Source organism: Streptomyces sp. NPDC055254, assembly GCF_053606025.1.
In genome coordinates this window covers 25,020-44,857 of the sequence record NZ_JBSGQV010000005.1, presented here as the reverse complement: position 1 = coordinate 44,857, position 19,838 = coordinate 25,020, and the positions used below count along the sequence as shown (strand labels likewise).

14 protein-coding genes, 1 tRNA gene and 1 pseudogene are annotated in these 19,838 nt (G+C 74.2%); 10 read left to right on the top strand and 6 right to left on the bottom strand.

Going from position 1 to position 19,838, the window contains the following annotated elements; genetic code table 11:
- Window positions 1-14 precede the first annotated feature (14 nt).
- Together ACWFQ8_RS07135 and ACWFQ8_RS07130 are read left to right on the top strand one after the other, a co-directional pair.
- Window positions 15-2,075, top strand: coding sequence for a phosphocholine-specific phospholipase C (locus ACWFQ8_RS07135; RefSeq protein ID WP_453785192.1), 2,061 nt, complete (start codon window positions 15-17; stop codon window positions 2,073-2,075).
- A gap of 125 nt (window positions 2,076-2,200) precedes the next feature.
- Window positions 2,201-2,956 (top strand): alpha/beta fold hydrolase, encoded by a 756-nt coding sequence (locus tag ACWFQ8_RS07130; protein WP_453785191.1) that lies wholly within the window; start codon window positions 2,201-2,203, stop codon window positions 2,954-2,956.
- Between the two features lie 76 nt (window positions 2,957-3,032).
- Here the strand turns inward: ACWFQ8_RS07130 and ACWFQ8_RS07125 are convergent.
- Window positions 3,033-3,105: transfer RNA gene (locus tag ACWFQ8_RS07125), tRNA-His, on the bottom strand.
- A 212-nt stretch (window positions 3,106-3,317) separates the two neighbouring features.
- Between ACWFQ8_RS07125 and ACWFQ8_RS07120 the strand changes: the two genes are divergently transcribed.
- Window positions 3,318-4,466 carry a M24 family metallopeptidase gene (locus ACWFQ8_RS07120; RefSeq protein ID WP_453785190.1) on the top strand — a complete coding sequence of 383 codons (1,149 nt, stop codon included), beginning with the start codon at window positions 3,318-3,320 and terminating at the stop codon, window positions 4,464-4,466.
- A 3-nt stretch (window positions 4,467-4,469) separates the two neighbouring features.
- Here the strand turns inward: ACWFQ8_RS07120 and treZ are convergent, their stop codons facing one another.
- A complete protein-coding gene (gene treZ, locus ACWFQ8_RS07115; protein WP_453785189.1) occupies window positions 4,470-6,290 on the bottom strand; it encodes a malto-oligosyltrehalose trehalohydrolase in 1,821 nt (606 codons plus the stop codon).
- Window positions 6,291-6,400: 110 nt separating this feature from the next.
- On the opposite strand from treZ, the gene ACWFQ8_RS07110 reads away from it, so the two are divergent.
- Together ACWFQ8_RS07110 and ACWFQ8_RS07105 are read left to right on the top strand one after the other, a co-directional pair.
- Entirely contained in the window at window positions 6,401-6,964 is a 564-nt protein-coding gene (locus ACWFQ8_RS07110; protein ID WP_453785188.1) for a DUF1707 and FHA domain-containing protein, read from the top strand.
- A 50-nt stretch (window positions 6,965-7,014) separates the two neighbouring features.
- The gene (locus ACWFQ8_RS07105) at window positions 7,015-7,488 is read left to right on the top strand and encodes an N-acetyltransferase family protein (RefSeq protein WP_453785187.1); all 474 of its coding nucleotides are present in this window, start codon (window positions 7,015-7,017) and stop codon (window positions 7,486-7,488) included.
- Between the two features lie 61 nt (window positions 7,489-7,549).
- Here the strand turns inward: ACWFQ8_RS07105 and ACWFQ8_RS07100 are convergent, their stop codons facing one another.
- Window positions 7,550-8,938, bottom strand: coding sequence for a M14 family zinc carboxypeptidase (locus tag ACWFQ8_RS07100; RefSeq protein ID WP_453785403.1), 1,389 nt, complete (start codon window positions 8,936-8,938; stop codon window positions 7,550-7,552).
- A 141-nt stretch (window positions 8,939-9,079) separates the two neighbouring features.
- Here ACWFQ8_RS07100 and ACWFQ8_RS07095 point away from each other — a divergent pair, with 141 nt between their 5' ends.
- On the top strand, window positions 9,080-9,613 hold the full coding sequence (locus tag ACWFQ8_RS07095) for a GNAT family N-acetyltransferase (protein ID WP_453785186.1): 534 nt from the start codon (window positions 9,080-9,082) through the stop codon (window positions 9,611-9,613).
- A gap of 82 nt (window positions 9,614-9,695) precedes the next feature.
- Here ACWFQ8_RS07095 and treY read toward each other — a convergent pair whose 3' ends face one another.
- Both treY and glgX read right to left on the bottom strand, forming a co-directional pair.
- Window positions 9,696-12,122: a malto-oligosyltrehalose synthase gene (treY, locus tag ACWFQ8_RS07090; RefSeq protein ID WP_453785185.1), complete on the bottom strand. Its 2,427-nt coding sequence runs from the start codon at window positions 12,120-12,122 to the stop codon at window positions 9,696-9,698.
- A 263-nt stretch (window positions 12,123-12,385) separates the two neighbouring features.
- Window positions 12,386-14,500, bottom strand: coding sequence for a glycogen debranching protein GlgX (gene glgX, locus ACWFQ8_RS07085; RefSeq protein WP_453785184.1), 2,115 nt, complete (start codon window positions 14,498-14,500; stop codon window positions 12,386-12,388).
- A gap of 286 nt (window positions 14,501-14,786) precedes the next feature.
- On the opposite strand from glgX, the gene ACWFQ8_RS07080 reads away from it, so the two are divergent.
- Together ACWFQ8_RS07080 and ACWFQ8_RS07075 are read left to right on the top strand one after the other, a co-directional pair.
- Window positions 14,787-16,064: an SAV2148 family HEPN domain-containing protein gene (locus tag ACWFQ8_RS07080; protein WP_453785183.1), complete on the top strand. Its 1,278-nt coding sequence runs from the start codon at window positions 14,787-14,789 to the stop codon at window positions 16,062-16,064.
- Between the two features lie 146 nt (window positions 16,065-16,210).
- Window positions 16,211-16,936, top strand: a complete 726-nt coding sequence (locus tag ACWFQ8_RS07075; protein ID WP_453785182.1) for an exonuclease domain-containing protein — start codon at window positions 16,211-16,213, stop codon at window positions 16,934-16,936.
- Between the two features lie 115 nt (window positions 16,937-17,051).
- Here ACWFQ8_RS07075 and ACWFQ8_RS07070 read toward each other — a convergent pair whose 3' ends face one another.
- Entirely contained in the window at window positions 17,052-17,915 is an 864-nt protein-coding gene (locus tag ACWFQ8_RS07070) for a phosphotransferase enzyme family protein (RefSeq protein WP_453785181.1), read from the bottom strand.
- A gap of 80 nt (window positions 17,916-17,995) precedes the next feature.
- Between ACWFQ8_RS07070 and mgt the strand changes: the two are divergent.
- Window positions 17,996-19,230 (top strand): annotated as a pseudogene (gene mgt, locus ACWFQ8_RS07065) (macrolide-inactivating glycosyltransferase).
- Between the two features lie 20 nt (window positions 19,231-19,250).
- Window positions 19,251-19,814 carry a DUF1697 domain-containing protein gene (locus ACWFQ8_RS07060; protein WP_453785180.1) on the top strand — a complete coding sequence of 188 codons (564 nt, stop codon included), beginning with the start codon at window positions 19,251-19,253 and terminating at the stop codon, window positions 19,812-19,814.
- Window positions 19,815-19,838 lie beyond the last annotated feature (24 nt).

The window sequence follows — 19,838 nt, the reverse complement described above, 5'->3', positions numbered from 1 at the left end:
GAGGTCGTCACGCCATGGCAGAACTCGACCGCCGCAGGTTCCTGCAGATCGCCGGAGGCGCCGCCGCCGTCGCGATGCTGAACGAGAGCATCGCGCGCGCCGCCGCGATCCCGGCGCAGGGCAGCACCGGGACGATCCAGGACATCGAGCACATCGTCGTCCTGATGCAGGAGAACCGCTCCTTCGACCACTACTTCGGCGCGATGAAGGGGGTCCGGGGCTTCGGCGACCCCCGGCCGGTCCTCCAGGACAACGGCAAGTCGGTCTTCCACCAGTCCGACGGCTCCAAGGACGTGCTGCCCTTCCACCCGCAGGTGAAGGACCTCGGCATGCAGTTCCTGACGGGCCTCAACCACGACTGGGCGGGCGGCCAGCAGGCCTACAACAAGTGCAAGTACGACAAGTGGGTCCCCGCGAAGACGGCGACCACCATGTCGTACATGACCCGGAACGACATCCCGTTCCACTACGCCCTGGCCGACGCCTTCACCGTCTGCGACGCGTACCACTGCTCCTTCATCGGAGCCACCGACCCCAACCGCTACTACATGTGGACGGGCTTCACCGGCAACGACGGCACCGGCGGCGGCCCGGTCCTCGGCAACCAGGAGCTCGGGTACGGCTGGAAGACCTACCCCGAGCGCCTGGAGACGGCCGGGGTGTCCTGGAAGGTCTACCAGGACGTCGGCGACGGCCTGAACGCGGCCGGCCACTGGGGCTGGATCAACGACGCCTTCCGCGGCAACTACGGCGACAACTCGCTGCTCTACTTCAACACCTACCGCAACGCCCAGCCGGGCAGCCCCCTGTACGAGAAGGCGCGCACGGGCACCGACGTGAAGGCGGGCGACGGCTACTTCGACCGGCTGCGTGCGGACGTGGTGAACGGCTCCCTGCCGCAGATCTCCTGGATCGCCGCGCCCGAGGCCTTCAGCGAGCACTCGAACTGGCCGACGAACTTCGGCGCCTGGTACATCTCGAAGGTGCTGGACGCGCTGACCGCGAACCCGGCGGTGTGGGCCAAGACCGCCCTCTTCATCACCTACGACGAGAACGACGGCTTCTTCGACCACGTCGTCCCGCCGTACCCGCCCGCCTCCTCGGCCTGGGGCCTGTCCACGGCCGACGTGACGGGCGACCTGTACGCCGGGGGCGGCGGCTACGCGGCCGGACCGTACGGCCTCGGTCCGCGCGTGCCGATGATCGTGGTGTCGCCGTGGTCCAAGGGCGGCTACGTCTGCTCCGAGACCTTCGACCACACGTCGGTCATCCGCTTCATGGAGAAGCGCTTCGGTGTGCACGAGCCCAACATCTCGCCCTGGCGCCGCGCGGTCTGCGGCGACCTGACCTCGGCGTTCGACTTCACCCGGGCCGACGCCGCGCCGGCCGCGCTGCCCTCCACCGCCGGGTACGCACCACCGGACAAGGACCGCCACCCGTCCTACTACCCGACCCCGCCGGCCACGGGCAGCCTCCCCGCGCAGGAGGCCGGCGGCAAGCCGACCCGCGCCCTCGGCTACCAGCCGTACGTGGACGGGAAGGCCACCGTCTCCACGGGCCGGTTCACCCTCACCTTCGCCGCCGGCCCGACCCTGGGCGCCCACTTCCACAGCACCTCGGGCAACCGCACCGACGGCCCCTGGCCCTACACGGTCGAAGCGGGCAAGACCCTCTCCGACACCTGGAGCACCAGCGGTTCCACCGGCAACCGGATCGACCTCACGGTATGGGGTCCGAACGGCTTCCTGCGCAGTTGGAAGGGTCCGGCGAAGAAGGCCGGCCCCGAGGTCACGGCCCGTCACGCGGCGGTGAGCGGGAACCTCGCCCTCACCCTCACCAACGCGGGCACGGCCGCGGTCGACCTCACGGTGACCAACGCCTACGGGGGCGCGGCCCAGACCTTCCGGGTCCCGGCCGGCGGGACGGTGCTCCACACGGTCGACCTGCGCGCGACCGGCCGCTGGTACGACGTGAAGGTGGTCTCCGCCGCCGACGCGACCTTCCTGCGCCGCTTCGCGGGCCACGTCGAGACGGGCGCGCCGGGCGTCTCCGACCCGGCCATCAGGACCGTCTGAGGGGTCCCGCGACGGACCCGGGCCCGGTGCCGGGACCACGGCGCCGGGTCCGCGGTGTGATGGTAGGCGCGGTGGGCAGAACGTACGGCGTCGGTTGTCTTCGCCCCGTCACTGAGGGAGAACGCATGGCCATCGCCCACCGCAGGATCGGCACCGGACCCGTCCGCTCCATCGTGCTGCACGACTGGTTCGGGACCTCCGCCAACTGGGGGTCCGTGCTCGACCACCTGGACCCGGACGGGTACTCGTACGCCTTCCTCGACTACCGGGGCTACGGCGACCGCCGGGACGTCCCCGGCCGCTACAACCTCCCCGAGATCGCCGACGACGTCCTCGAACTCGCCGACCAGCTCGGCTGGGACACCTTCTCCCTCCTCGGCCACTCGATGGGCGGCAAGGCGGCCCAGCAGGTCCTCGTCCGCGCCCCCGAGCGCATCGAGAAGCTGGTCGGGATCGCCCCCGTCCCCGCCGCGCCCTACGCGATGGACGACGCGACGCACGCGCTCTTCCACGGCGCCGCCGAGGACCCGGACAAGCGCCGGGCCATCCTCGACCTGGTCACCGGCAACCGGGTCGGCCGCCACTGGCTCGACCTGATGGTCGACCACTCGCTGCGGATCTCCCGGCCCCAGGCCTTCGCCGCGTACCTGGCGAGCTGGCAGCCCCTGGACCTGTCCTCCGCCGTGAAGGGCAACACCGTCCCCGTGCTGGTCCTCGTCGGGGAGTACGACCTCGCGCTCACCGCCGAGGTCATGCGCGCCACCTGGCAGGCCTGGTACCCGAACTGCCGGATCACCACGATCCCGGGCTCCGGCCACTACCCGCCGCACGAGACCCCGGTGGCCTTCACCACCGAGATCGAGGCGTTCCTGCGGAGCTAGCCCGTCATGTCCGGATCCTGCCAAGAAAAAGCCCCTGGGGGTACGAGGAGAACCTCGTACCCCCAGGGGTCGAAAGGGTGAGTGACGGGACTTGAACCCGCGGCCACCTGGACCACAACCAGGTGCTCTACCAACTGAGCTACACCCACCACGAAGGGCGGCGGACCACCGTTCGACGTGCATGCACAGCATAGCCGATCAGCGGGGTGCTTCCGCGACGCGTTATCGGGCGGCGGAGGCCGCGTACGGCCGAGGTGAGCTGCGTCACTCCCGGGCGGGCGCGCACCGTCGTGCCCGGCCCCCGGCCTCCGGCGCGGCGCGGCCCCCGCCCCGGGCGGGCGACGCGCGGCAGGATCGGCGTATGACCTCAGACGCCGCGGCCGCACCCGCCGCCGAGCCCGCCCCCTTCACCGCCGCCGACTACGCCGCCCGGATGGACGCCGCCGCGCGGGCCGCCGCCGACGCCGGGCTGGCCGGCCTGCTGATCGCTCCCGGACCCGACCTCACCCATCTCACCGGCTACCGTCCCACCGCCGAGACCGAGCGGCTGACCGTGCTCGTGCTGGCCGCCGGACAGGAGCCGGTGCTCGTCGTACCCGCCCTGGAGGCGCCGGACGCGGCCAAGGCGCCCGGTGCACCGGCCCTGACCCTGCGGGACTGGGCCGACGGGAAGAGCCCGTACACCGCGGCCGCCCCGCTGCTGGACGTCGCCGGCCGGTTCGGGGTGAGCGACAACACCTGGGCCCTGCACCTGCTCGGCCTGCAGCGCGAGCTGCCCGCCACCTCCTACGCGCCGCTCACGGACGCGCTGCCGATGCTCCGCGCGGTCAAGGACGAGCGGGAGCTGGAGTGCCTCGCCGCGGCGGGCGCCGCCGCCGACGCCGCCTACGCCCAGATCCTCCACCTCCCCTTCGCCGGCCGCCGGGAGACCGACGTCGCGGCCGACCTGGCCGCCCTGCTGCGCGCCCACGGCCACTCCCAGGTCGATTTCACGGTCGTCGGCTCCGGGCCCAACGGAGCTGACCCGCACCACGAGGCCGGCGACCGGGTCATCGCGCACGGCGACATGGTGGTCCTCGACTTCGGCGGGCTCCGGTACGGCTACGGGTCCGACATCTCCCGCACCGTCCACGTCGGCGAGCCGAGCGCCGAGGAGCAGCGCGTCCACGACATCGTCCGCGAGGCCCAGCAGGCGGGCGTGGCGGCCGTCCGGCCCGGGGTCTCCTGCCAGGAGGTGGACCGGGCGGCCCGCGCGGTGATCACCGAGTTCGGCTACGGCGACCGCTTCATCCACCGCACCGGCCACGGCATCGGTGTCACCACCCACGAGCCGCCGTACATGGTCGAGGGCGAGGAGCAGCCCCTGGTGCCCGGCATGTGCTTCTCCGTGGAGCCGGGCATCTACCTGCCCGGCCGGTTCGGCGTCCGGATCGAGGACATCGTGACCGTCACCGGCGACGGCGGCCGCCGGCTCAACCACGCCCCGCGCGAACTGGCGGTCGTCGAGTAGCCCTCACGGGGCCAGGACCAGCGCCGACTCGCCGGGTACGTGAACCCGGCCGTCCGGGCCCGGATGCTGCGCGGGCTCCCAGGCGGCCAGCACCCGCACCCCGTTGCGTCCCAGTGCGATCGTCGCGGGTTCGGCGCCGAAGTTCACGACCACCCGGACGTCTCCCCGCCGGAAGGTCAGCCAGCGCCGTTCCTCGTCGTGCGCGACCCGGAGCGCCGCGAGGTCCGGGTCGCGCAGGTCGGGATGGGTGCGGCGGAGCGCGACGAGGGTGCGGTACCAGGCCAGCAGCCGGGCGTGCGGGGCCTGTTCGGGCTCCGCCCAGTCCAGGACGGACCGGTCCCGGGTGGCCGGGTCCTGCGGGTCCGGGACCTCCTCGGCCTTCCAGCCGTGCGCCGCGAACTCCCGGCGCCTGCCGCTCCGCACGGCCTCGGCGAGCTCCGGATCGGGGTGGTCCGTGAAGTACTGCCACGGTGTGCCGGCGCCCCACTCCTCGCCCATGAACAGCATCGGCACGAACGGCCCGGTCAGCGCCACCGTCGCGGCGCACGCCAGCAGACCCGGGGAGAGGGAGGCGGAGAGCCGGTCGCCGAGCGCCCGGTTGCCGATCTGGTCGTGGGTCTGGGTGTAGCCGAGGAAGCGGTGGGCCGGGGTCCGGCGCCGGTCCACCGGGCGGCCGTGGGTGCGGCCCCGGAAGGAGGACCAGGTCCCGTCGTGGAAGAAGGCCCGGGTCAGGGTCTTGGCGAGGGCGCCGATCGGAGCCTCGGCGAAATCCGCGTAGTAGCCCTGGGACTCGCCGGTCAGCGCGCAGTGCAGGGCGTGGTGGAAGTCGTCGTTCCACTGGGCGTGCAGCCCCGGGCCGCCCGCCTCGCGGACGGTGGTCAGGCGCGGGTCGCACCGGTCGGACTCGGCGATCAGGAACAGCGGGCGGCCCGTCTCCGCCGCCAGCGCGTCCACGGCGGAGGCCAGTTCCTCCAGGAACGTCAGGGCCCGGTCGTCGGCGAGCGCGTGCACGGCGTCGAGCCGCAGCCCGTCGATCCCGTAGTCGCGCAGCCAGGCGAGCGCGCTGCCGAGGAGGTAGGCGCGCACCTCGTCGGAACCGGGCGCGTCCAGGTTCACCGCCGCGCCCCAAGGGGTGTGGTGGGTGTCGGTGAAGTACGGGCCGAAGGCCGGGAGGTGGTTGCCGGAGGGGCCGAGGTGGTTGTGGACCACGTCCAGCACCACGCCCAGTCCGGCGGCGTGGGCGGCGGCCGTGAAGCGCGCCAGCCCGGCCGGGCCGCCGTACGGCTCGTGCACCGCCCACGGCGCGACCCCGTCGTAGCCCCAGCCGTGCCGGCCGGGGAAGGGGCAGACCGGCATCAGCTCCACGTGCGTGACCCCGAGGGAGACGAGGTGGCCCAGGCGGGCGGCGGCCGCGTCGAAGGTCCCCTCAGGGGTGAAGGTGCCGATGTGGAGTTCGTAGAGGACCGCGTCCTGGAGCGGGGTGCGCGACGGGGGTCCCGGGGGCGTGAGCGCCTCGAAGTCGACCACCGCGGACAGGCCGTCGGGCCCGTCCGGCAGCCGGCGGCCGCGCGGGTCCGGCCGGACGACGGGGCCGGCGGCGGGGCGGCCCCCGTCACCCCCGCCGTCGCCCCCGCCGTCGCTGCGGCCCGCGCCGCCCCCGTCACCCCCGCCGTCCAGCAGGAACCCGTACCGGCTCCCGTCGGCGGCCGGGGCCCGTACGACCCACCAGCCGTCCCGGTCCGGGTCGCGTTCCATCGCGTACGTGGCGTCATCGAGCCGCAAGGCGACCCGACCTGTCAGCGGTGCCCAGACTTCGAACTGCACGGACGGTCCCCTCGTCTCCGGCGGTGCCCAGCATGCGTATCCTGCCCATCATTCCGGGCGTGGTGCGGGTGTTCTGGACACTCCGGCCCCGACGGGCCGACAATCACCCTGTGACGTCGAGTTTCGAGTTCCCCGCATACCCCGCGCCGCGGCTGTCCGACACCGAGCGGGACCGGGCCCTGGGCCAGCTCAGGGAGGGGGCCGCCCTCGGCCAGCTGTCCCACGACACCTTCCTGCGCCGGATGGAACTCGCCCTGGTCGCACGGCGGTCCGAGGACCTCGCCGTCCTCACCGCCGACCTGGGCGTGCGCGGCGCCACCGAAAGCCCCTGGACCAGCCGCCTGTTCGGCTGGGTGGGCCGGGCCTCGGCCGTGGGCGTGGGCGTACGGCGCGCCTGGACCGCCGAGCGGCTGCCCAAACTGCTGCTGCCGCACCCGAGCGCGGGGGCGCTGCGGATCGGCCGCGACCCGGGCAACGGGCTGCGGCTCAACCACGAGACGGTGTCCCGGGCGCACGCCGAACTCAGCCTGCGCGACGGGCTGTGGGTGCTCAAGGACCTCGGCTCCACGAACGGGACCACCGTCAACGGGCGCCGCGTGACCGGCTCGGCAGTGGTCCGGGACGGCGACCAGGTCAGCTTCGGGACGATGGCCTTCCGGCTCGCCGCCGGCTGAGCGCGGGCCCGGTCGCGCGGCGGCGGGAGCCGTCGCGGAGGATGGCGGCCATGGAAAACACGCCTGTCGTGCGCCGTGTGCGCCCCGAGGACCTGCCCCGCCTGGTGGAGCTCATCCACGAGCACATCGCCTACGAGAAGTCGGCGCCCCGCCCGCCGGGCCTCGCCGACCGGCTCGGCCCGCTGCTGTTCGCCGAGGACGCGAAGCTGTGGATGCTGCTCGTCGAGACCCCGGAGAGCGGGATCGTCGGATACGCCGCCTGCTCGGCCGAGTTCGCCTTCTGGGACGCCCGCTACTACATCCACATGGACTGCCTCTACCTGGCCGAGGACGCCCGGGGCCAGGGCCTCGGCGCCGCCCTGATGGACGGGGTCGCGGGGCTGGCCCGCGAGCTCGGCCTGGACCAGGTCCAGTGGCAGACCCCCGACTGGAACGAGGGCGCGATCCGGTTCTACGACCGGCTCGGGGCCACCGGCCTCTCCAAGCGGCGGTACAGCCTCGCCGTGGCCCCGGCCGCGTCCTGAGCCGGAGGCCGGGGGGCCCGGCCGCGGCCCGACCCCCGGCACCCCGGTCGCCCGGGCGGGGTCAGCCGGGCGGGCCGCCGGCCGCCAGGAGGCGTTCGTAGGTGGCGAGCACGGTCCGAGACTGGTGCTCGACCTGCGCGGCCACCGGGACCCAGCGGGCCTCGAACCGGGCCGAGAACTCCTCGCACCACCCGGTGACGAGCCGGTCCAGGGCCGGCGCCGCCGCGTCGCCCCGCGCGCGCAGCACCCGCAGCAGCATCGCGGCCGCGCGCAGCGGCAGCCGGCGCCCGAAGGCGTCGATGCTGGTGATGTACGAGACCGTCGCCTCGGCCGGGGCCCCGCCACCGGTCCACTCGGCGGTGATCCGCGGGATCAGGGAGAGCGTCCAGTCCACCGCGCGCAGCAGGGCCGCCGCGTCCGGATCCCCGTACGACGGCGGCCCGGACGGGGCGCCGAGACCGCTGCCGCCCCCGGCGGCGCCTTCACCGTGGGCGCCGTCACCGGGGGAGTCGCCCAGCCCGGCGCGGACCCGGGCCACGCGGGCGGCGTCCTCGGTGAGCCGCCGCGCCAGCATCCGCAGGGCCCCGCGCGGGTCGGAGTGGGGGGCCGGATCTCCGACCAGGTCGGAGGCCCACATGGGGACTTCGACGATGGCGGTGGTGCCGCCGTGGCGGTGGGCGTGGTACCAGGTGCTGAGCCGGGTGTCCTCGGGATGGAAGGCCCCGGTGCCCTCGCTGCCCGGCTCGGGGATCACGAAGATCCCCGGCCCGGGCGAGGGCCAGCCGGCGGCGTCCGAGGCGCCGTACTCCACCGGGATGCGCAGCTCGGCCGCCGAGGCGGCGAACGGCTCGGCGAGACCGGGTATGTCCCGGGTGAGCTGCACCCAGGAGCCGCCGAGATCGGTGGCGTGCAGGGAGACCTGCAGGACGGGACGCAGCTCGTCGATCAGGGCGGTCAGGGCCCGCGTCTCCGGCGGCAGCCGGTCCGCGGGCAGTAACGACGGCGCCCACTCGGGCTGTTCGGGACCGGGGGGCCGGAAGAAGTTCCGGTGGTAGTCCAGGAGCGAGGACGGGTGGGGCGTGCGGTGCAGCGCTGCCCCGTCCGGGTCCGCGCACAGCAGGAAGTGCCAGCCGCAACCGGCTCTCCGGGGCGGGTCGGACAGCAGTCGGCGGGCGAGGGAGAGTGCGGTCGCCCCGCCGACGGGCTCGTTGGCGTGCGCCCCGGCGACGACGAGGACGTTGCGGCCGGGCCCGGACGGCGCGGTCGAGGGCCCGGGTGCGGCGAGGAGGCTGCCGCCGGCGGCGACGGACAACAGCCACAGCGGCCGCCCGCCCCGCGAGGTACCGGCCCGGCGGAGCCGGACCTCGCCGGGGTGCCGGTCAGCCAGCGCACGGCCGGCGGCCGCGAGTTCGCGCGGTGTGGGGTAGCACAAGTCACGGAGGAGGGTCACAAGGGATGCCATGCCCCCCGCACCGGCCTCCTACTGCTCCGGGCGCCCCGCACTTCCCCGAAACTTTCCGCGAAAGCCCTGGCCAACGCTGCGCAGGCGGTCTGCCCCGGGGCCGGTCCCGGCACGCTTAACATGGGTCCCGTGCCCCCGACCGATCCCCGCCCCCGCCCGCGTCTCGAACTCCTGCGCCCCGACCACGGGCCGGCCCTCCTCGTGTTCGAGCGGGAGAACCGGGCCTGGTTCGCCGCCTCGGTTCCCGACCGGGGCGACGCCTACTTCGCCCGCTTCGACGCGCGTCACCGCGACCTGCTGGCCGAGCAGGCCGCGGGGCTGCACTTCTTCCACCTCCTGGTCGGCGAGGGCGGTGAGGTGCTGGGCCGGGTGAACCTGGTGGACGCCGCGGACGGTTCGGCCGAGCTCGGGTACCGGATCGCCGAACGGGCGGCCGGCCGGGGACTGGCGACCGCCGGCGTACGCGAGGTCTGCGCCCTGGCCGCCCGGGAATACGGGCTCCGCGAACTGCGCGCCGTCACCACGCTCGACAACGCCGGCTCCCTGGCCGTACTGGCCCGGACGGGCTTCGTGCCCACCGGGGAGCTCCGGCTGGACGGCCGCCCGGGCCGCACCTTCGTCCGGACCCTGCTGGACGAGGAGCCGGAGCCGGGGCGCCAATGAGCGGGGCGGAGGCCGCGCCGGCTCCTGCTGGTGCAGGCGTCCCCGGGTCCTGCTGACCGGCGCCGCCGCGGATTGCGCGGACCTAGTCAGCCCGCAGCAGCACCGCCACCGGCAGCGCGGACAGCAGCCCGGCCAGGGCCGCCCGGCCCTCGTACGTCCGGGCCCGGGCGCCCCCCGGGGCCGGGAGCGCGGTCCAGCGGCCCGCCGGGAGCGGCAGGACCGTGTCGCGCCAACCGCCCGCACGGGCCAGCCGGTGCGAGAGCCGGGTGGCCACCGCCACCAGGCCGGACGAACGGGCGAAGGCCAGGCAGTGCTCCGCGGCGGGACCCCGGGCCGGCAGCGGCTCGTATCCGGCGAACAGCGCCGGGCGGTCCCGGCGCAGCCGCAGCAGGGCCGCCGTCAGGGCCAGTTTCTCCTCGGCAGGGCCGTGCGGGGCGGCCCCCGCGTCCAGGCGGGCCAGCGCCTCGCGGGGCAGGATCGCGGGGCGCCGGTTGTCGGGGTCGACCAGGGCCCGGTACTCCGTTTCGGCGCCCTGGTAGACCTCGGGGACCCCCGGCATCGTCAGGTGCAGCAGGGTCGTGCCGAGCAGATTGGCGCGGGCCGCCTCCGCGAGGTGAGCCGGAAGCTCCAGCGGGGCCGGCGCGTACCGGGCGACGGCCGCCTCGTAGCCCTCGTCCGGGTCGGTCCAGCTGGTGCGCAGGGCGGCCTCGCGGACGGCCTTGAGCAGGGCCTGCTCCAGGCGGGGCACGGCTTGCGGGGCGTGCCCGAGCCCGAGCGCGGTCTGCCGGGCCACCCAGGCCAGCTGGGGGTCGAACGCGGCCGCGTTCTTCGGGTCCGTCGGCTTCGTGCCCGCCGCCGGATCCGGGCCCGGGTCCGACGGGCGGGGGGCCGAGGCGCAGGGGTCCGACGGGCGGGGGTCCGACGGCTCCGGGATCGCCGCGTCCGTGCCCGCCGGGTCGAACAAGGCCGGGTCCATCAGGGCCGGGTCCATCAGCTCGGGGGCCTGGGACAGCACCGCGATCCGGGCCCGGACGTCCGCGCTGCGCTTGGTGTCGTGCGTGGACAGCACCGTCCCCGACCCGGGCCAGTCCCGGGCCAGCCGGGCGCAGTACGCGTGGAACTCCTCCACCGGGACCGCCGGTCCCCCCGGCTCCCCGCCCACCTCGGTGGCCGACAGCAGCGGGGCGTACCGGTAGAAGGCCCGGTCCTCCAGCGACTTGGCCCGCAGGGCCGCCGAGGTCTGGGCGAACCGCGCGGCGAACGCGGCGTCCCGCAGCAGCAGCTCCCGCACGGCGGCCACCGCGCCCGGTCCGGCCGCCTCTGCCGCCCGGTCCAGGGCCTGCGGCGCCGGGTGCGGGTCGTCGGGGTACGGCCGGTACACGGGATAGGCGATCAACAACTCCCGCACGGCCGAGGCCAGTCCGTCGCCGGCCAGCCGCTCCAGGGTCCGCAGCTCGGCGGCCAGGTCCCCGGTCAGCACCTCCCGCGCGCACTGCGCGGCCGTCTTCTCCCACTCCGGCGTGCCCGTGAACCGCGCGTACCGCTCGGCCAGTTCCGCGGCCCCGACCGGATCGGTGAACACCCCGTCCAGGCGGTGCAGGGCGTCGTACCCGGTGGTCCCGGCCACCGGCCAGGTGCGGGGTAGGCGCTCCCGCCGGGCGAGGATCTTCTCCACGACCACCCAGCAGCGGCCACCCGTCGCCGCCCGCAGCCGCCGCAGGTACTCCCCGGGGTCGGCCAGCCCGTCCACGTGGTCGATCCGCAGCCCCTCCACGACCCCGTCCCGAACCAGTTCCAGCACCTTGGCGTGGGTGGCGGCGAACACCTCCGGATGCTCCACCCGGACCCCGATCAGGTCCGAGATCGTGAAGAAGCGGCGGTAGTTGAGCGCGGTCCGGGCCTCCCGCCACCACGCCGGCCGGTACCACTGCGCGGCCAGCCGGTCGGCCGGCGCCAGAGCCGCGGTGCCCGCCCGCAGCGGGAACTCCTGGTCCCCGTGGCGGAGCACCTCGCCGTCCGCCTCGAAGGCGGCGGGCTCCACGGGTCCGGGGAGGACCGGCAGCAGCAGCTGCCCGCCGCCCGCCTCCCAGTCGATGTCGAACCAGCGCGCGTACGGCGAACGCGGGCCCTCCCGCAGCACCTCCCACAGCGGCCGGTTCAGCCGCAGCGGCGTCGGCACCGCCATGTGGTTCGGCACGATGTCGAGCACCAGGCCCACCCCGTGCGCCCGGGCCGCGGCGGCCAGGGCGCGCAGACCCGGCTCCCCGCCCAGCTCGGCCCGCACCCGGGAGTGGTCGGTGACGTCGTACCCGTGCGCGGAGCCGGGCTGCGCCTCCAGCACGGGGGAGAGGTGCAGGTGCGACACCCCGAGGGAGGCGAGGTACGGCACCGCCGCCTCGGCCGCCGCGAAGGGGAACTCCGGCCGAAGCTGAAGGCGGTAGGTGGATGCCGGAGCGACACGCTCCGGAACATCGGATTCCGTTGGTGGGTCGGGCTGCGGCTGGCTCATGAGGACGTACGTACCCAGCCCGCGGGATTCTGTGCCATCACCCCATGCATCCGGGTGACCGCACCGGGTCGGCCTCGGTCACGTGGCCGGCCTGTGCCTCACGCTCGCGCTCGCCGCCCGGGTGCCGCAGGCCCGTACGCACACCCGGCCCTCCGCCCCGACCCGCCACACCGCCGAACCGGCGCTCGGTCCGGCCCCGCGGCGGGCCGGGCCGGGGCGCCGGGCCGGGGCGACCGCCCCCGTGCCCGGCCGGGCGGTCCCGGCTACGCCGGGCGCTGGAGCACCACCAGGCACCGTCCCGTCAGCGCCACCCGGTCGCCTGCCGCGAACTGCGGCCCGGTGCCGGGTGGCAGGACGTCCGGCCGCGCCGTGTCCACCACCAGCCGCCACTCGGTACCGTGCCCGGCCGGGACCGTGAACTCCTGCGGCTCGGGCGCCGCGTTGAACATCAGCAGGAACGAGTCGTCGGTGATCCGCTCGCCCCGGCTGCCCGGTTCGGAGATGGCCTCCCCGTTGAGGAACACCGTCAGTGCCCGCGCGTGCTGCGCCTGCCAGTCGCGGGCCCGCATCTCCTCGCCGTGCGGGGTGAACCAGGCGATGTCCGACAGCTCGTCGTGCGTCCCCTCCACCGGTCGGCCGTGGAAGAACCGCCGCCGCCGGAACACCGGGTGGTCGCGCCGCAGCCACACCATCTGCCGGGTGAACTCCAAGAGGGCGGGGGAGGGCTTGCCCGGCTCCGGCCAGCGCACCCACGACAGTTCGTTGTCCTGGCAGTACGCGTTGTTGTTGCCGCCCTGCGTCCGCCCGAACTCGTCGCCGTGGCTGAGCATCGGGACGCCCTGCGAGAGCATCAGCGTGGCCGTGAAGTTGCGCATCTGGCGCTCGCGCAGCTCCTGCACGTCCGGGTCCTCGGTCGGCCCCTCCACCCCGCAGTTCCAGGAGCGGTTGTGGGTCTCGCCGTCCCGGTTGCCCTCGCGGTTGGCCTCGTTGTGCTTCTCGTTGTAGGAGACGAGGTCGCGCAGGGTGAAACCGTCGTGGCAGGTGGTGAAGTTGATGGAGGCCAGTGGGCGCCGCCCGTCGTCCTGGTAGAGGTCCGAGGAGCCGGTCAGGCGGCCGGCGAACTCCGCGAGCGTGCGCGGCTGGCCGCGCCACAGGTCCCGTACGGTGTCCCGGTACTTGCCGTTCCACTCGGTCCACAGCGGCGGGAAGTTGCCCACCTGGTAGCCGCCCTCGCCCAGGTCCCACGGCTCCGCGATCAGCTTCACCTGGCTGACCACCGGGTCCTGCTGGACCAGGTCGAAGAACGAGGACAGCCGGTCCACCTCGTGGAACTGGCGGGCCAGCGTCGCCGCCAGGTCGAAGCGGAAGCCGTCCACGTGCATCTCGGTGACCCAGTAGCGCAACGAGTCCATGATCAACTGGAGTACGTGCGGGGAGCGCATCAGCAGCGAGTTCCCGGTGCCGGTGGTGTCCGTGTAGTGCCGGGGATCGTCGGCCAGTCGGTAGTAGGAGGCGTTGTCCAGCCCGCGGAAGGACAGGGTCGGGCCCAGGTGGTTGCCCTCGGCGGTGTGGTTGTAGACCACGTCCAGGATCACCTCGATCCCGGCTTCGTGCAGCGCCCTGACCGCGGACTTGAACTCCAGCACCTGCTGGCCCCGGTCACCCGAGGCGTAGCCGTTGTGGGGCGCGAAGAAGCCGATGGTGTTGTAGCCCCAGTAGTTGCTCAGTCCGTCGTTGACCAGCCGGTGGTCGTGGACGAACTGGTGCACCGGCATCAGCTCCAGCGCCGTCACCCCGAGCTTGGTGAGGTGCCCGATGACCGCCGGGTGCGCGAGGGCCCCGTACGTGCCGCGCAGCTCCTCCGGGAGGTCCGGATGGCTCATCGTCAGCCCCTTGACGTGGGCCTCGTACAGCACGGTGTGGTGGTACTCGTGTCGCGGCGGCCGGTCGTTGGCCCAGTCGAAGTACGGATTGACCACGACCGAGCTCATGGTGTGGGGGGCCGAGTCCAGGTCGTTGCGGGAATCGGGCCGCCCGAAGTGGTAGCCGTACACCTGCTCCCCCCAGACGACGCTGCCGCTGATCGCCCGGGCGTAGGGGTCCAGGAGCAGCTTCGCGGAGTTGCAGCGCATCCCGCGCTCGGGCTCGTACGGGCCGTGCACGCGGAACCCGTAGCGCTGGCCCGGCATGATGCCGGGCAGGTAGGCGTGGCGGACGAAGGCGTCCGTCTCGCGCAGTTCGACGGCGGTCTCCGAGCCGTCTTCGTGCAGCAGGCACAGCTCGATGCGTCGGGCGGCCTCGGAGTAGACCGCGAAGTTGGTGCCGGCGCCGTCGTAAGTGGCGCCCAGGGGATACGCCTGTCCCGGCCAGACCTGCATAGATAACGACTCTTCCCTCGGTGTCGGCGGATGTCCCGGCTGATCCGGCGTGGACCACGTCACGTGCCCGATCTTCCCCGAAAGAGCGGCCCCGCGCGGGGACTTGTGTTGCTCCTCCCGGGTGACCCGGTGAGCGGACAGTCGGGTCAGCGGACTGTGTGCGCATCGGATAATGGGTCAACGGACAGCCGGTGTACGGGCCATCGGGCTGCGTCGGGCCGCGCGCGCGGAGTACCCTTCCGTGATCACTGGAGACGGGCGTCCAGACGCAGAAGGCGGTGCACGGGTGAGCTCGGGAGGTCTGGAGCTGCCCCCTGGTGACAGCGGTCACGAGGGTGGCCCGGCGGACGCACCGGGGGGCGCCCCCGGCGGGGCGCCCGCGGGGGTCGCCGCGGGCGCGGTGTCCCTGGCGGGCGGACCGGCCGCGGCGGGGAGCGCGGGGGCCGGGGCCGAGCTGGACTGGGGCGCGGAAGCCTGGAGCGAGGTCCGGACCAGGGCCCAGCGGGCCGGCCGGGCGTACATCTGGCTCAACCTCGTCGAACAGCGGCTGCGGTCGGTGGTCGGCGCGGTACTGCGGCCGATCTACGAGCCCGTGCACGGCGGGGACGACTGGGTGGTGGCGGCGGCCGGGCCCGCCGGGCAGGAGTGGGTGCAGCGGGCCGTGGCCGTGCGCGAGGTCAGCCGGCGCAAGGGCTACCTGCTGGACTCGGCCGACGACAACGTGCTGAGCTTCCTGACCCTGCCCCAGCTGCGGGAGCTGATGGTCCAGCACTGGCCCTGCTTCGAGCCGTACTTCGACGACCGGCGCGAGATCGAGCTGGCCATGGACGAGCTGGAGGTCACCCGCAACGTCGTCTCGCGCAACCGGGCGCTGTCCCGGGCGGTGCTGGAACAGGCCGAGCGCGCCTCGGCCCGGCTGCTGGAGGTGCTGGGCGGCGGCGCGGGCAGCCCGGCGGCGGACCGGCTGCCGATCGACGCCGTCGAGGACCTGGTGGGCGACCGGTACGCGGACGTCATCTCGGTCCACCCGGACCGGGTGCGGCTCCAGCGGCAGCTGCCGGCGGAGGACCTCTTCGGCGGGGCGCGGCGCCTCGACGCCATCGGCATAGGGCTCAACCTGCTCGTGCAGAACTTCTCGGGCCGAAGACTCGTCCGGCTCACCGAGGCGGGCTGCCGGGTGCGGCTGCTGTTCCTGAACCCGGCGAGCAGCGCGGTCAAGCGGCGCGAGCGGGAGCTGGGCCTGCGCAAGGGGGAGCTGAGCCGCTCGGTCGAGATGAACATCCTGCACGTCCGCCGGGTCCGGGCGGGCCTGCGCGACCCCTCGCGCTTCGACATCCACGTCTTCGACGAGACCCCGCGTTTCACGGCCTACCTGGTGGAGGGGGAGTCCTCGGGCATAGCGGTCGTCCAGTCGTACCTGCGCCGGGCGCGCGGCATGGAGTCCCCCGTCCTGGTCCTGCGCGGCGGCGGACGCGTGGCGCGCAAGGACGCGGAGCTCGGCCTGTTCACGACGTACCGCGAGGAGTTCGAGTCGGTGTGGGAGGACTCCCGCCCGGTCTCCTAGTGCCGTGCCGGGCGTCGCGACCCGGTGGACCGCGCCGGTCGCGGCACGAGCGGCCCCCGACCCCCGGAAGCCGGCCTGTCAGTGGCCCGTGGCAGGCTGAATGCCGTTGACCGAAGGTGTTTGTTCGCACGGGGGAGGGGCGCGGGATGGGGGACTGGCACGGCGGTGTGCTGATCGGGTTCGACCTGGAGACGACCGGCACGGAGCCGGCGGAGTCGCGGATCGTGACGGCGGCCGTGGTCGAGGTGCACGAGGGCGAGGTCCGTGCCCGGTACGGCTGGCTCGCGGATCCGGGGATAGCGATCCCCGAACAGGCGTCGGCGATCCACGGGATCAGCACGGCGCGGGCGGTCGCCGAGGGCCGGCCGGTGCGGGAGGTCGCCGACGAGGTCGCGCGGGCCCTGGTGGGGTACTGGCGGCAGGGAGCGGTGGTCGTCGCCTACAACGCGGCCTTCGACCTGACGCTGCTGTCGGCGGAACTGGCCCGGCACGGCCTGCCGTCCCTGGCCGAGCGGCTGGGCGGCGAGGAGACGGGCCCGGTGGTGGACCCGCTGACGATCGACCGGGCCGTGGACCGCTACCGGCGCGGCAAGCGGACATTGGAGGCGGTCTGCGGGGTGTACGGGATCACCCTCGACGACGCGCACGACGCGGGCGCGGACGCGCTGGCCGCCGTGCAGGTCGCCCGCGCGATAGCCGCGCGCCACCCCGAGGTCGCCGCGCTCACGCCGACGGAACTGCACGCCCGGCAGGGCGGCTGGCACGCGCGCTGGGCCCGGGACTTCCAGTCGTACCTGCGCAAGCAGGGCACTGCGGACGCGGTGATCGACACGGCCTGGCCGCTGCGCGGGGCGGTCCCGGCCGGTACCTGACGGGCCGAAACCTCCGCGGGGCCTTCGCTGACGCTCCCGCCCGGAGCCGGCGGCCGCGCGGGGTCCGGCGACGAGCTCCGCCGGGGTTCACCGCGGGACCCGGCGCCCGTGCGCCTCAGAACGCGTGCCAGCGGGTCTCGTGGTCGGCGGTGCGCAGTGAGGTGACGCGGCGGCGGAATTCGGCGAGGGCCTTCGGGTTGGTCGGGGCGTGCTGGGCGACCCATGCGCAGGCGGCCGTCTCGCGGGCTCCGCGCAGGACCGCGCAGCCCTCCCAGGTGCGGACGTCCCATCCGTAGGCCTTCGTGAACGCTCCGTACGCCTCGGCGGGCAGACCGTACCGGTCGCGGGAGAGGGCCATCACCACCAGATCGTGCTCGCGCAGGTCCGACGACACGGTCTCCAGGTCCACCAGGACGGGGCCGTCCGGCCCCACGTGGACGTTGCGGGGGAGGGCGTCGCCGTGGACGGTGCCCCGGGGCAGGTGCGGGGTGAGGGCCGCGACCTCACCGGCGTAGGCGTCGCGCCGGGCCCGCAGGTAGGCCGCGTCCTCGGGGTCGACGGCGTCCCCGGCCAGCCGCAGCCAGCGCTCGACCCCGCCCAGCAGGTCGCGCGGCGCAAGGGCGAACGGCGGTGCGGGCAGGGCGTGCACGGCGCGCAGGAGCACGGCCAGGTCCTCGGGGCCCGCGGGCCGGACGGCTTCCGGCAGCCGGTGCCACAGGGTGACCGGGTGTCCGTCGACCAGCCGGGGCTCCGGCGCGGCCGCGCGTACCGCCGGGACACCGGACGCGGCGAACCAGCCCGCCACCGCCAGTTCCCGCTCGGCCCGCGCCAGCAGGGACGCTTCCCGGCCCACCTTCACGACCAGTTCGCCGACGGCGAAGACGGCGTTCTCGCCGAGGGAGAGGAGCGCCGGCTCCCGCCCCGGCTCCTCCCCGAGGGCCGCTGCCCTCAGTACGTCCCTGGCCCGCGCCTCGTCCATGCCCGTTCGTCCCCGTCCTTCGCCGGACCGCCGTGAGTCCGGCCAGTCTCCCATCCCCGTCCGCGACCCCCGGTTACCGCTTGCACGAGACGTATCGTCTCGTTACAGTCGAGTCATGACCTCTACCGAGCCCGCACACATCGCCATGTTCTCCATCGCCGCCCACGGGCACGTGAACCCGAGCATCGAAGTCGTCCGGGAGCTCGTCGCCCGGGGCCACCGCGTCAGCTACGCCATCCCGGCATCCTTCGCCGAGAAGGTCGCCGCGACCGGCGCCACGCCGGTGGTCTACCACTCCGTCCTCCCCACCGACGACGACCCCGAGGCCTGGGGAACCGAACTCATCGACCACCTGGAGCCGTTCCTCGACGACGCCGTGCAGGTCCTCCCGCAACTCGCCGCCGCCTTCGAAGGCGACGAGCCGGACCTCGTCATCCACGACATCACCTCCTACCCGGCGCCCGTGCTCGCCCACCGCTGGGGCGTCCCCGCCGTCTCCCTCTCCCCGAACCTCGTCGCCTGGGAGGGGTACGAGGAGGAGGTGGCCGAGCCGGCGTTCGCCGAACTGAAGGCCTCCGAACGCGGGAAGGCGTACTACGCCAGGTTCGCCGCGTGGCTCACCGAGAACGGACTCGGCGACCAGGTGGACCGCTTCCAGGGCCGCCCGCGCCGCAGCATCGTCCTGATCCCCCGGGCGCTCCAGCCGAACGCCGACCGGGTCGACCCGTCCGTCCACACCTTCGTCGGCGCCTGCCAGGGCGAGCGCGCCGACCAGGGGAGTTGGCGGCGGCCGGCCGCCGCCGAGGGCAAGAAGGTCGTCCTGGTCTCCCTGGGCTCCGCCTTCACCAAGCAACCCGCCTTCTACCGGGCCTGCACGGACGCCTTCGCGGACCTCCCCGACTGGCACGTCGTCCTGCAGATCGGCAAGTTCACCGACGAGGCCGACCTCGGGGCGCTCCCCGCCCACGTCGAGGTCCACCGCTGGGTCCCGCAGCTGGACGTCCTGCGCCAGGCCGACGCCTTCATCACCCACGCGGGCGCCGGCGGCAGCCAGGAGGGCCTCGCCACCGGCACGCCCATGGTCGCCGTCCCCCAGGCCGTCGACCAGTTCGGCAACGCCGACATGCTGGTCTCCCTCGGCGTGGCCCGCCACGTCCCGATGGCGGACGCGGACGCCGCGACCCTGCGGGAAGCGGTCCTGGCGCTGGTGGCGGATCCCGCGGTGGCGGCCCGCGCCCGTGACATCCGGGCGCAGATGGCCACCGAGGGCGGTACCCGCCGGGCCGCCGACCTCATCGAGGCCGAGTTGTCGTAGGCACCCCCTAGGGTGCCCGCATGACGAAGAAGGGCACCACGACGACGTACGCGGCACTGCTGCGCGGGATCAATGTCGGCGGGAACAAGAAGGTCCCCATGGCGGAGCTGCGCTCCGTACTGGAGGGGCTCGGCCACGGCGACGTGCAGACGTACCTGCAGAGCGGCAACGCCGTGTTCAGCAGCGCCGGCGAGGACCCGGCGGCGCTCACCCGGCAGCTGGAGGCGGCCATCGAGGCCCACTTCGGCTTCCGGGTGCCCTGCCTCGTGGTGGAAGGGGGGTACCTGCGCGCCGTCGCCGAGGCCTGCCCCTTCCCCGCCGCCGAGCTGGAAGGGAAGCAGCTGCACGCCACCTTCTGCTCCGAGCAGCCCGGCGCCGAGCGGTTCGCCGCGCTGGACGCGGCGGCGTACCTCCCGGAGGAGTACCGGATCGGCGACCGCGTCGTGTACCTCTACGCACCGGACGGACTGGGCCGCTCCAAACTGGCCGAGGCCCTCGCCAGGCCGGCCGTCGTCAAGGGCATCGACGTCACCACCCGCAACTGGAACACCGTCCTCAAGCTCGTCGAGCTGACCGGGGAGTGAAGCCCGTGGCCCCGGGCGAGCATC